At 45.5% G+C, this 12,073-nt stretch carries 14 protein-coding genes; 5 read left to right on the top strand and 9 right to left on the bottom strand.

Annotated features, from left to right (window positions below):
• Positions 1 to 23: 23 nt before the first annotated feature.
• The gene (locus ICN40_RS03380; protein ID WP_216242181.1) at positions 24 to 1,613 is read right to left on the bottom strand and encodes a rhodanese homology domain-containing protein; all 1,590 of its coding nucleotides are present in this window, start codon (positions 1,611 to 1,613) and stop codon (positions 24 to 26) included.
• Between the two features lie 359 nt (positions 1,614 to 1,972).
• Between ICN40_RS03380 and ICN40_RS03375 the strand changes: the two genes are divergently transcribed.
• The 3 genes from ICN40_RS03375 (at position 1,973) to mmsB (ending at position 3,576) form a co-directional block, all read left to right on the top strand.
• Positions 1,973 to 2,161: a hypothetical protein gene (locus ICN40_RS03375; protein ID WP_072582937.1), complete on the top strand. Its 189-nt coding sequence runs from the start codon at positions 1,973 to 1,975 to the stop codon at positions 2,159 to 2,161.
• Between the two features lie 241 nt (positions 2,162 to 2,402).
• Complete coding sequence (locus tag ICN40_RS03370) at positions 2,403 to 2,672, top strand: cupin (protein WP_216121870.1); 270 nt, start codon at positions 2,403 to 2,405, stop codon at positions 2,670 to 2,672.
• Between the two features lie 25 nt (positions 2,673 to 2,697).
• Positions 2,698 to 3,576: a 3-hydroxyisobutyrate dehydrogenase gene (gene mmsB, locus ICN40_RS03365; RefSeq protein ID WP_072582935.1), complete on the top strand. Its 879-nt coding sequence runs from the start codon at positions 2,698 to 2,700 to the stop codon at positions 3,574 to 3,576.
• Positions 3,577 to 3,589: 13 nt separating this feature from the next.
• Here mmsB and selD read toward each other — a convergent pair whose 3' ends face one another.
• The 7 genes from selD to ICN40_RS03330 form a co-directional block, all read right to left on the bottom strand.
• Positions 3,590 to 4,660 carry a selenide, water dikinase SelD gene (gene selD, locus ICN40_RS03360; RefSeq protein ID WP_216242179.1) on the bottom strand — a complete coding sequence of 357 codons (1,071 nt, stop codon included), beginning with the start codon at positions 4,658 to 4,660 and terminating at the stop codon, positions 3,590 to 3,592.
• 34 nt (positions 4,661 to 4,694) lie between these two features.
• On the bottom strand, positions 4,695 to 5,246 hold the full coding sequence (locus ICN40_RS03355) for a TlpA disulfide reductase family protein (protein WP_216121873.1): 552 nt from the start codon (positions 5,244 to 5,246) through the stop codon (positions 4,695 to 4,697).
• 19 nt (positions 5,247 to 5,265) lie between these two features.
• The gene (locus tag ICN40_RS03350) at positions 5,266 to 6,375 is read right to left on the bottom strand and encodes a transglutaminase family protein (protein ID WP_072582933.1); all 1,110 of its coding nucleotides are present in this window, start codon (positions 6,373 to 6,375) and stop codon (positions 5,266 to 5,268) included.
• A gap of 53 nt (positions 6,376 to 6,428) precedes the next feature.
• Positions 6,429 to 7,709: a DEAD/DEAH box helicase gene (locus ICN40_RS03345; RefSeq protein WP_216242177.1), complete on the bottom strand. Its 1,281-nt coding sequence runs from the start codon at positions 7,707 to 7,709 to the stop codon at positions 6,429 to 6,431.
• Between the two features lie 135 nt (positions 7,710 to 7,844).
• A complete protein-coding gene (locus tag ICN40_RS03340) occupies positions 7,845 to 8,423 on the bottom strand; it encodes a hypothetical protein (protein WP_216242176.1) in 579 nt (192 codons plus the stop codon).
• Positions 8,424 to 8,443: 20 nt separating this feature from the next.
• Positions 8,444 to 8,878 carry a YbgC/FadM family acyl-CoA thioesterase gene (locus ICN40_RS03335; protein ID WP_072582931.1) on the bottom strand — a complete coding sequence of 145 codons (435 nt, stop codon included), beginning with the start codon at positions 8,876 to 8,878 and terminating at the stop codon, positions 8,444 to 8,446.
• Between the two features lie 11 nt (positions 8,879 to 8,889).
• The gene (locus ICN40_RS03330) at positions 8,890 to 9,321 is read right to left on the bottom strand and encodes a GNAT family N-acetyltransferase (protein ID WP_237767745.1); all 432 of its coding nucleotides are present in this window, start codon (positions 9,319 to 9,321) and stop codon (positions 8,890 to 8,892) included.
• A 163-nt stretch (positions 9,322 to 9,484) separates the two neighbouring features.
• Between ICN40_RS03330 and ICN40_RS03325 the strand changes: the two genes are divergently transcribed.
• Entirely contained in the window at positions 9,485 to 10,066 is a 582-nt protein-coding gene (locus ICN40_RS03325; RefSeq protein ID WP_072582930.1) for a hypothetical protein, read from the top strand.
• Positions 10,067 to 10,150: 84 nt separating this feature from the next.
• Here ICN40_RS03325 and ICN40_RS03320 read toward each other — a convergent pair whose 3' ends face one another.
• Positions 10,151 to 10,975, bottom strand: a complete 825-nt coding sequence (locus ICN40_RS03320; protein ID WP_216242174.1) for a substrate-binding domain-containing protein — start codon at positions 10,973 to 10,975, stop codon at positions 10,151 to 10,153.
• A gap of 75 nt (positions 10,976 to 11,050) precedes the next feature.
• Here ICN40_RS03320 and ICN40_RS03315 point away from each other — a divergent pair, with 75 nt between their 5' ends.
• Positions 11,051 to 12,073: a substrate-binding domain-containing protein gene (locus tag ICN40_RS03315; protein WP_216242172.1), complete on the top strand. Its 1,023-nt coding sequence runs from the start codon at positions 11,051 to 11,053 to the stop codon at positions 12,071 to 12,073.

The following is a 12,073-nucleotide window of genomic DNA, read 5'->3' as shown; positions in this document are numbered from 1 at the left end:
GCTTTTAGAACATCAACAAGGACTTAGAGAACCCAGAAGTGATGGGTTCCGTCCTTGCCTAGTTGTTCCACTAAACCAAACTCCCAATCAAGATATGCCTGCATCGCTGCAGGATCTACGCTAGTGCCTTCATAGGGGCGCTTATAGCGATCCAGGGGAGGCGAGGCTAAATGACTCGGACCTTTCTCCAACTCAAATCCTGCTTTTACCCAGGCAGTATTGCCGCCCTCTAAAACGAGTACCTCGGCTTCAGTCAATGCTTGTACTTCCTGAGCAGCAAAGAGGCTTAATTCAGCTGGTGTACTGGTAATGACATAGCGATCTACCTGAGGAATTTTTTTCATTGCTTCTGCCATTTGTGATCGAAGGGCATACCAACTTCCAGGGACGTGTCCTTTAACATAGTTAGCATGGGTGCTGAAATCAATTGCAATCGTATTGCTATCACTCTTAAGCCAATTGGAAACGGTTGCGGCATCTACGCTTTCAATGGTTGGAAGAGCGGGTAGGGGCGCCTTCCAAATACCTTTTTCTGTGAGATCGGAGGCATTGACTCCATCAAGAACATAGATATCCCAAGCCATTTGCGCTAACCAAGATGCGGGCATATTGGCGCGTACTCCGCCGCCACTGGGGTCTACCAACACTACCCGTGCGCCACGAACTGGAGAAACCATCTCCGTTTCCTGTACAAGCTGTCCACCAGGTACCGATCTAAAGCCAGGAAGATGACCTGCTTCATATTCTTCTGGAGTGCGCGTATCAAAGAAATAAGTCGTTCGATCAGATTGCGTTTTCCATGTCTGCACATCGCTGAGGCTAGCGCGCTTTACCCCTGCACGATCAGCAACGCTACGAGCGCGAATTGCCGCCCCATTTCTTGTGCCGTCACTCACTTCCTGAAACTTTCTGCTTTGCCCTTTATCCAATTCTTGACCAGCAAGCGTCCAGCCAATCGTGCCATTACGTAGCGCATTGACTTCGTTTGGAATGCCGGCATTAATTAGCGACTGCGTGCCAATAATGCTGCGAGTTCTACCGGCGCAGTTCACAATCACTTTTGTCTTTGGGTTAGGCGCTAATTCTGGGAGACGCAAAACTAGCTCTGCGCCTGGAACGCTAATACCGGTTGGAATACTCATAGTGTTGTATTCATCAAAGCGGCGTACATCAACAACAACGACATCTTCTTTGTTATCGATTAATTGTTTTACTTCTTGCGCTGATAAAGAGGGGGTATGGACCTTGGATTCTACAAACTCACCAAATGATTTACTGGGAACATTCACATCTTTAAATACTTCACCGCCAGCTGCTTTCCAGCCTTGAACACCTCCCTCAAAAACCGATACATCGGTGTACCCAAGATTGATTAAGCGTTGCGCAGCTAATTGAGCAAAACCTTCACCATCATCAAGGGTGACGATAGGTACGTTTTTCTTTGGTAGCTTTGCGTAAGCATCAATCTCTACCCTGGAAAGAGGCAGGTTTGCGGCAAAGAGGGGATGCTCTTGCGCATGAGGATCTTCCTCGCGGACATCTAAAAATGCAATTTCTTCTTTATTAAGAAGTTTGTTGCGAACGAATGAATGATTTTTAGTTTGAATGGTCATACCGTCTCTAGGATCTTTTATGGAGTCATTATCTTTTAATCTGACTCTTCATTGAATTATTGGAGGTCAGAATGCCTTTACCAAAGACTGTCCATGGAGAGCCGCAGGCCAGTTAAAAGAGCGGCCAAGCGCTCATTTTGGGGTAAGCGGACAGCCCAATAAGGCGGCAAATAGGCGACAAAGGCGATTTTCTGGGGATTTTTAACCTTTTTAGGTAATTTTGGTTCAATAAGGCTATTTTGAATTAACCCGCAAATATAAGAGTTATCCCTGATTTAGGGGGCGATTTTCTATGGTTTTTATGGGGATATACTGACCGGGCTGTCAGTATAAATATTCATTTGTTAATAGGAGACGAGATGTCACAACACGATACATTGTTGGCTGCTTTTGAAGCTTACAAAGCTGAAAACGAAAAATTTATTGAAAAAGGTATTAAGGCATCTGCTGCTCGCGCACGTAAAGCCTTGCAAGAAATTGCCGGTGCCTGCAAGGAGCGCCGCAAAGAAATCACTGCTGCTAAAGAGGCGATGGAAGCCAAGAAGTAATTCTCACTCCAGACTGATTGATAAGCCTGGCTTTTACGAGCTAGGCTTTTTTATTGGGGGCTTGTACTTTCAGTGCTGCGCTTAGATAGCAATGCTAAACAAAGTGAGTTTCATTGCCTGGCTGCGAATAGTTGCTAGCGCTTCGATCCATTAGCTCCATCAGCCCAATGACTTTCACCATCATGACTTTTTATATAAATGACCTCATGCTAAGAGAGTATATCCACGCTATAGTTAGACCATGAATACAGAGCAATTTCAACGGTTACTTGAGCAGGAAGGATTTCCTGAGCCGGTAGAGGTTCAGCAAGTTCCTAATGGAGAGCTTGGTAATCACGAGCATCCTTTTGAAGTGAAGGCGCTAGTAATTGAAGGCAGTATCGATATCGTCATACATGGGGAGAGCGGGACCTACAAAGCTGGTGATGTATTTGAGCTGGGATTGAAAGAAGTGCATTCCGAGTCCTATGGGCCTGAGGGCGTCAAATATCTCGCTTCTAGAAAACAATAAACAATATTAAGAAATTGGGATCGATATGAAAATCGGATTTATTGGACTTGGCAATATGGGCTTGCCGATGGCCCTGAACTTATTAAAAGCAGGACATCAAGTTACAGGCTTCGATTTGGTAAACAGTCAGCTTGATGTTTTTGCAGCTGCAGGAGGTAGCGTTGCAGCAAATGCAAACGACACCGCAAAAGATGTCGATGTTTTGATCAGCATGCTGCCCGCCTCTCGTCATGTGGAGGGTTTGTATATTGGTGATGCCGGTTTGTTGGCAAGCGCGAACCCTAAAACGTTGCTTATTGATTGCTCAACGATTTCACCAAAGGCAGCACAAACCGTTGCTGCTGCCGCTAAGGCAAAAGGGTTTGCCATGGTTGATGCGCCAGTCTCGGGTGGAACTGCAGGCGCGCAATCGGGCACTTTAACGTTTATGGTCGGCGGGGAAACGAGTGCTGTTGAGTGCGCGCGTCCTTTGTTGGAGGCGATGGGCAAGAACATCTTTCACGCTGGAGGCAATGGAGCGGGGCAGACTGTCAAAGTCTGCAACAACATGCTTTTAGGTATTCAGATGCTGGGGACGAGTGAGGCGCTGCGATTAGGTATTGCTAATGGCCTGGACCCCAAAGTTCTTTCTGACATCATGTCTAAGAGTTCGGGTCGCAACTGGGCTTTGGAGTTATATAACCCTTGTCCAGGCGTCATGGAAAACGTGCCATCTTCAAAAGGTTACGCTGGTGGTTTTGGCGTGGATCTCATGCTCAAAGACATGGGGCTGGCAGTTGAGAATGCAGAAGATCTAGATGCTAGTGTTCCTCTTGGGAAATTAGCGCAACAGCTTTATGAGAGTCATAGCAAAGCAGGTAATGGCCAGCTAGATTTCTCAAGCGTATTTAATTTAAAAAATTAAATTAAGAGTTGTCCTAAGAAACAACCAGGGGCTTTCCTTGAAGCTTGCTCATTTGGCCAATGACGCGGGCGCCAAGGAGCTGATGTTGATTGAAGATATCCAACACCTCTTTAACGCTCTCAGGGCTGCAAGATACCAATAAGCCGCCACTGGTTTGGGGATCGGTCAATAAAGCACGTTGAGCTAGTGTGAAATCTGCAGGAATGCCTACTTCATCGCCATAGCTAAGCCAGTTACGATCTGATGCGCCGGTAATAACGCCATCATCAGCCAGCATTTGAACATTAGATAGCAGGGGCACTTGGCTCCAGTCAATATGCGCTGTGCAGTTGGAGCCTCGTGCGAGTTCTAAAGTATGGCCAGCTAATCCAAAGCCAGTCACATCTGTTAATGCATGTACGCCAGCTAGTTTGGCTAAATCAGGGCCGGCAGAATTCAGCTTAGTAGTATTGGAGATCATCTCTCGATAGCCATCTGGCCCCAAAAGATCTTTTTTCAGCGCGGCAGATAAAACACCGACACCTAGAGGTTTGCCGAGAATCAGTACGTCTCCCGGTTTGGCGCTAGCATTACTTTTCACGCGCTTAGGATCCACAATACCAATGGCTACCAGTCCGTATATAGGTTCTACAGAGTCAATCGTATGACCACCAGCAATAGGAATGCCGGCGCTACGACAAGCTTCAGCGCCACCCTCTAGAATTCGGGCAATAGTTTTATTGGATAAGACCTTAATCGGCATGCCGACTAATGCAAGTGCGAATAGGGGTGTGCCACCCATTGCATAGATATCGCTGATCGCATTCGTAGCGGCAATTTTTCCGAAATCAAACGGATCATCCACAATCGGCATGAAAAAATCCGTTGTGGCTACGATTGCTTGAGACTCATTAATCTGATAAACAGCGGCATCATCAGAGGTTTCAATGCCAATGAGTAACTCTTTTGGAAAGGGCAGTTGAGGTACGTTCTGAAGGATTTCAGAAAGAACGCCGGGAGCAATTTTGCAGCCGCAGCCCCCACCGTGAGAAAGGGAGGTAAGACGCGGTTCGGTAGGGAAATTTTCTGTGTTCACGGTATTCATATAGTGAGAGTATCAGATGCAGAACGGAGTCTGTTTATTGGCGTAGCAGAGATTCTATTCTCCCCTTGACCTCGTTGCTATCAACATTCTCGATAGCACCAATCCAAACTCCTTCAATTTTGCCGCTTTTGCTAACAAGAAAAGTGGTTGGTAATCCACGGGCTTTCCAGGACTTGTAGGCGGTGCTATTGCGATCAAGTAGGATTTCAAGACTGTTTTCAGGGAGACCATTACCTTTTAAAAACTGCATGACACGCGGCTTCATTTCAGCAAGATTCACCGCCAAAACTATAAGTCCTTTGGAGCTGTAGTTTTCCTGTAGCTGAATAAGCTCTTCAAATTCTTCGCGGCAAGGTTCGCACCAGCTAGCCCAAAAGTTCACCACAACAACCTTACCCTTGAGGCTGGATAGATCTACTGATTTACCAGAGAGATTATTTAGCTGTAGAGATGGGGCTGTTGATGGCAGACCCAACTGAGCTGGCGCACGCCACTCTGCTCTAGCTGAAAGGCTAAATAAGGTCAGAAAAGAAAATGCCAGCACAAGAGAAAATTCTCGGGCTGGCTTATACATAAATAACTTCATCAAATTTCTTAATGAAACGTTAGGCAATACGTCTGCTGGTAATTTTGTACTTAAAGTTATCCGGGTCAAGAGAATCAAAGCGACCTTCGTTATTTTCAGCTTGTGGATACATTAAGAATGGAATATCAGCTTTACTGCCGAGCTTGGAGCCTGGCAATGTGATGTCATGGTCATAGTTATAGGCCATCCAGTTCATTTCCCAATTACCAAAGAGATAATCACGAATGGCGATCACTTTTGGATCAGTCACAGCTAGACCACCAGTTTCCTCAAGGATTACCTTGCGAACGTCGGCTGGATCAACCGGCACCCAACCATAACCTGATGCATAAAACTCAGCACGGCAATGTTGTGCTTTAGTAATATCACCTGACTTACCTAAGCTCTTGTAGCCGCGCGCAGAATCGGCAATGCGAATGCCATAGACATCACGCGCTGGTAAACCGGCTGAACGCGCTAGCGCTACAAAAACGGCGTTGATATCAGCGCATTTGCCGCCAAGGTTATTGGTTTCGAGCATGAGCTTGACATCGCCTTGACCGCAACCACGTGTTTTTGGGTCACGATGGGTGTTATCCACCACCCAGTTATAGATTGCTTTGGCTTTATCAACATCACTAGCGTTGGCTGGCAATTTGGCAAGCGCCTCTTGCGCTTTAGTTTTCACAATGCCATCGGTAGGGAGGTATTTAGTAGGGCGAGTCCAAAAGCGTTGATCAGCTTTGGAGAGCTTGAGTGCTGGATCTGGCGCTGAGAGTTCTAGGTTGCGATTACGAGTGCTTACCAAGATAGAAACTTTGACGCTATGAGTGGTTGCTGCAGCGTCCCATTTAGTCCAAACCATGCGCGCTTGCTTATCCGGCGTCTCATACATTTGGGTTGTCGCTTTAGGATCGCTCGCTTCTGAGCGGATGGCGATAGTGCGGAAATAATCCGTATCCAAAATGAGGGGTAATGGAACCCAACTCTGTGCGATGCCCTTAGGTGACTCTAAATTGACTTCAGTCACGATCTCGTATGTAGTCCACTCGAGTGAAGATTGAGCAAATACAGAAGCAATTGGGCTGAGGGTTGGTAATGCTAATGCGCCAACAATGGTTTTGATGGCTGAGCGGCGTGATGTAGTCATATTAGATTAGTGGGGTAGTTATAAAAAATAAGCTTAGTATTTTAAAGAATTAATTAACGATTAAAACTTCTTTTAGGTGAGCTACTGCGCTTGGCAGGAGCCTTCCTTGCTGGAGCTCCAGTTGTCCCAGCGGGCCTTGGCTTGCGAGATTGCTGGTGTTGCTGACTGCGCAGCTGAATCGGTTGCGCCACGGCATTTGGATCTGGTTCAAAGCCGGCAATCACCTCTTGTGGTAACTTTTGTTTAATGAGTTTTTCAATATCCCTGAGCATTTGATGTTCATCAACGCACACTAGGGAAACTGCTACGCCATTTGATCCTGCGCGACCGGTACGTCCAATGCGATGTACGTAATCTTCAGAAACATTTGGAAGGTCGTAGTTCACTACATGAGGGAGCTGGTCAATATCGATGCCACGTGCAGCAATATCGGTAGCAACCAATGCGGTTAACTTACCTGCCTTGAAATCAGCCAATGCTTTGGTACGAGCGCTTTGGCTTTTATTGCCATGAATGGCCATACTCGTAATGCCATCTTTTTCTAATTGGGTTACTAACTTATTCGCACCATGCTTAGTACGGGTAAAAACCAGTACCTGCTTCCAATCGTTACTCTTGATGAGGTGCGCCAATAAAGGGTGCTTATTTGTTCTATCAACCGGATGAATCAACTGGGCAATTGCTTCGTTGGTGCTATTACTACGAGCCACCTCAATCAACTCAGGCGAATTGAGCAAGCCGTCTGCTAATTGTTTAATTTCGGTAGAGAAGGTTGCCGAGAACAAAAGATTCTGACGCTTCTTAGGTAAGGCGGCCAAGATCTTTTTAATATCTCGTAAGAAGCCCATATCGAGCATGCGATCAGCTTCATCTAAAACCAAAATCTCAATGTCGTTAAGTGATACGCAATTTTGTGACATGAGGTCAAGTAGTCGACCTGGCGTAGCTACCAATATATCGAGACCGCCAGCAATGGCTTTGATTTGCGGATTAGCGCCAACTCCGCCAAAAATCACAGTGGATTTTAAGCCAGTATATTTTCCATAAGTGACAACAGACTCTTGGACTTGAGCAGCTAACTCACGAGTAGGGGTCAAGATCAAAACTCGTAATAATCTTTTGCCACTAGATTTAGGGGTGCTGCTTAAACGTTGCAGAATTGGAAGCGTGAAGCCAGCCGTTTTTCCTGTGCCGGTTTGTGCGGCAGCTAAAAGATCGCCGCCTTTTAAAACGGCAGGAATCGATTTTGCTTGAATTGGGGTAGGGCTGGTGTAGCCTTCTTCAGCAATAGCACGAAGAATGGGTTCTGATAAACCAAGATCTGTAAATAACATAGGGACCAATAAAGTATTGACCCGTATTCAATTAAACGACTATCCCGGCCAATGGGGTGAGCTGCCACGCTAGAGCGTTTGCAGTAAGAGCCTCTATTTTAAGTCATCAACTCCAAAAGCCAGATAATTAGAGAATTACGCTGGATTCCAGAGGTTTGGTACGACCCTATTCGCATAACCGGATACAAATGACTTTTCTGCACCAGTTGCAGGATCAAATACCGAGCGATGAATGCGGCCGATATTGCCACCATACACGTGAATGCTGATTGAGGTTTTGTCGCTCAAACTATTCTCGACCACATGAATGTCATGCGTATCGGGTGATACGGTATCAACGTTCCCAGGCAGGCTGACACATGCATTGCCTGCCTTGAAACTGGAATCTGCTTGGCGATAGTAGGGGGTGCCCGTTTCTTCACCACGTAATTGACCAATCATTCCCCAAACGGTGTGATTGTGTAGTGGTGTTTTTTGCCCCGGACCCCACACGAAACTCACCACAGAGAATCGATCCAATGGGTCTGCATAGAGAAGATATTGCTGGTAGTGCTGCGGGTGCGGTTTAGTGAACTCTTCTGGCAGCCAATCATCTACTGCAATCAGTTTCTCTAGTATTTTCTTGCCTTCAGTAAAGACGATCTCTTCACTTGGCTTTTGTTCAAGCAGCAAGCTAAGCTCTTTAACGAAGGTCAGTAATTTACCATCAGACATTTTTTGCTCCATTACTTACATTACTCGTCTTGGAATACACAATCAGGCCATGCCTTAGGCTTAAGTGTGTTGGTATCAACGCAAACGATATGTAGCACGGCGCTTGCAATAACTTGGAATTCTTCGCTATCAGGGAGCTTTCTTTGCGCAGTCTGTTTAACACTCACCTGAGTGCGTCCGCGATGTTCAATCACTTGATCTATGTAAAGCAAGTCATCTAGACGCCCTGGTTTATAGAAGTTCATTGTGAGTTCGCGCAACGGCATCACCATATTAAATTCATTCTCGAGTTTGGTAGGGCTTAAGCCTTTTTGGGCAAGCCATTCTGCGCGACTACGTTCAAAAATCTCGAGATAACGTCCGTGATAGACAAAACCTGCTGCATCTGTATCTGAGTAGCAGACTCGATGGGTATAAGTAAATACGGCAGGGTTTGGATTGTGGATAGTTGTCATCGATTGGTAAGCTAGTTTGGCAATATAAGAATCATATTACGGTGGGGCATACCTGCCTCATCATATATGGGGCCTTCTGGTTTAAAGCCTAGCTTTTCATAGAAGGGGATGGCAACCACTTGGGAGTGCAACACAATCGATTTTGCCCCTTGGCTTTTTGCTAAGTCAGTCAATTTCTCTAGAATTTGCAGCCCTATGCCCTGATTTCTGAATTGGGCCAAGATGGCCATGCGTCCAATTTGAGATATCCCACCGCCTAGATCTACCAGTCTTCCAGTGCCAATACAACATGCTTCTAGATAGGCTAGGGCATGTGCTGCAAAGGGGTCAAATTCGTCCAATTCGAGCTCGGCTGGGACCTTTTGCTCCCTTACGAATACCTCCTGGCGCACCAAAAAGGCCTCTACTTCAGCCTCTTTCCAGGGTTTTATTAATATTTCCAAGATTCCAAATGCCTCCAAGCGCTAATTCCCACCCAATTTACCAAATAAACGTGAATATAAGCATGGTTCGAAACCGTACAAAAAGCGCCCCATTCCATGGTTACAATGAATTGTGGCTCTGTATTGGGCCCATCCGTAACCTTTTACTCAACTAGGAGTTATCTTGAAGAAATCTTTATTAGCCGGTTTGTTTGCCGTAGTAGGTGTGACCTTTGCAAGCTCTGTTTTTGCACAGCTTCCTGCAAAGATGTTGCCTTTAGCTGCTGATGTTGTCGTTTTGAGCGCAACCGTTGATTCAGTAGATGCAAAGAAGCGTATCGTTGTATTGAAAGATGCTAACGGCAATTTGGCGCAGATGAACGTCGCTAAGTCAGTAAATGATTTAGATAAAGTTAAAAAGGGCGACGTGTTCTTGGTTGAGCATGCGCAGGCAGTTGCTGTTGGCTTAACTGCTGTTGGTAAAGATCAAAAACCAGGTGTTTCAGGCGTTCGCTCTGTAGTGATCGCTGGCAAAGGCGCTACTAAGCCATTTGAAGAGACAACTGAAACTGTTTATGCAACTGTAAAGATCTCAACCATTGATCAAAAGACACGTATTGTGAGCTTCACATTGCCAAGTGGCGAGAAGCAAAAAGTAAAAGTAGATCCATCTGTTCTTGGTCTTGAGAAGTTCAAAGCTGGTGATGACGTGATGGTTGAGTTTGTTGACGACACAGCTATTGGTTTCGTAACACCAAAGAAGTAATCAATACTAAGTAGCATATAACTGGTCAGTAGGACGGTTGTAAAAAAGCCCGCAAATGCGGGCTTTTTGTTTGATGGGGCTAGATTATTTTTTAGCGTTCGGAAAGAAAAGCTGCTCGCCATCAATTTTGTAGCTAGCAATGACGTCCTGCCCATTCTTAGAGATGAGCCAATCAATAAATTCTTGACCCTGTACTTTTTTCACATGAGGGAACTTGGCTGGATTAACCAACATAACACCATATTGATTAAATAGCTTTGGGTCGCCTTGAACTAGGATCGCAAGATCGCCACGATTCTTAAAGCTCAGCCAGGTGCCGCGGTCAGCCAAAATGTAGCCATTCATAGCGGAGGCGGTGTTGAGGGCAGGACCCATACCTGAACCTGTTTCTTTGTACCAGGGTTGGTTAGAGGAAGGAGAAATACCCGCACCTTTCCAGTAGCGAAGCTCTGCAGCATGTGTGCCACTTTTATCTGCACGTGATACAAAAGGAGCTTGTGCAGTAGCAATTTTTTGGAGTGCGACTTGAATATCTTTGCCACCACCGATTTTTGCGGGATCTGCTTTAGGTCCAATGAGTATAAAGTCGTTGTACATCACTTCGTAACGCTTAGTAGAAAAGCCTTCTTCAACAAACTTCTCTTCGGCAGGTTTGTCATGAACAAAAACGACATCAGCATCACCACGGCGGCCAATATCTAATGCCTGCCCAGTTCCAACAGCCACAACCTTCACCTCAATACCAGTCTTCATCTTAAAGATGGGGAGTATGTAATTGAACAGACCGGATTGCTCGGTAGAGGTAGTGGAGGAGACCACAATGCTTTTTTCTTGAGCGACAGCCTGTGTGCCGTTGAGGGCAATGCCCGTTAGGGTCGCTAGAAGTAGGTTGCGGATTGATTTTTTCATGGGCGTGCACCGAGTAATGTATTAAGGTAATATCATCGCATAATAATTACCACTTGAATATGCAATCAATTACATATGCAAATTGAAGTTAGACCAACCTTAGTATTAAATAATCAAGCCAAAGGCGGGGTCCCTATTGATTTGGTTTGGCTGTCTCAGCTGTTAAGGGATATCGGTCGCGGTAACTCGTTAATTTCAGCAAGTAAAAAATCCAGCACCTCTTATCGAAGCGCCTGGGGCAAGATGAATGATGTTGAGGCTGAGCTTGGCATGCCACTCATTACGAGGACCAAAGGACATGGCTCAAAGTTAACAAAACTCGGCGAGTTTTTAATTGAGTTTATTGATGAGATGCAAGCGGGGTATGTTGAGCATGGAAGCGCATATCAAGATACCTTACTTAAAGAAATCAAAAAGATTCAAAAGACTGATAGTAGAAAATGGAAGTTTCTCTCTAGCAGTGATTCCATCATTCAAAGGGCCGCCGCAGAGATTAAAGGCTTCGATTTGAAGATTGCTGGTTCGGGAGAGTCCCTTGAAAAGCTTCTGAGTAACGAAGCTCATATTGCCGGATACCATGTATCAGATGAGCGAAGCTCAAAGGCTATTCATCATCGCTTGTCAAAAAATGATATTCAAATATATCCTGTCATGAAGCGCACACAAGGCTTGCTGGTGAAAAAAGGAAACCCCCTCCGCATCTCTGCTCTCTATGATTTGGTGAATCCAAAAATTCGCTTTATCAATCGTCAGATCGGCTCCGGCACAAGGCTACTACTTGATGGTCTGCTGATAGAGGGGGGTATTGATCCTTCTGAAGTGAATGGCTATCTGCATGAAGAGTTCACTCATTCAGCGGTTGCGAATGCTATTTTGGCCGACAAGGCTGATGTAGGTTTGGGCGTGAAAAATATTGCTATTGAAAATGGTTTGGGGTTTATACCGCTTAAAGATGAGTTATTTTTCATCGCCATGCATAGGGAGATGGTTGCTCAATCAGAGGCCTCCAAATTAATCAGGAAGATAAGAAGCTATTCGGGAGATACGCCTGGATATAAGGCTGTAGGCCTTAATCGACAAATTGAGGGTTGGTTGTAA

The sequence above is a fragment of the Polynucleobacter sp. Fuers-14 genome (genome assembly GCF_018882045.1).
Classification (GTDB): Bacteria; Pseudomonadota; Gammaproteobacteria; order Burkholderiales; family Burkholderiaceae; genus Polynucleobacter.
Note: the sequence above shows the minus strand (reverse complement) of the source record. Positions and strands in the feature narration are given on the sequence as shown.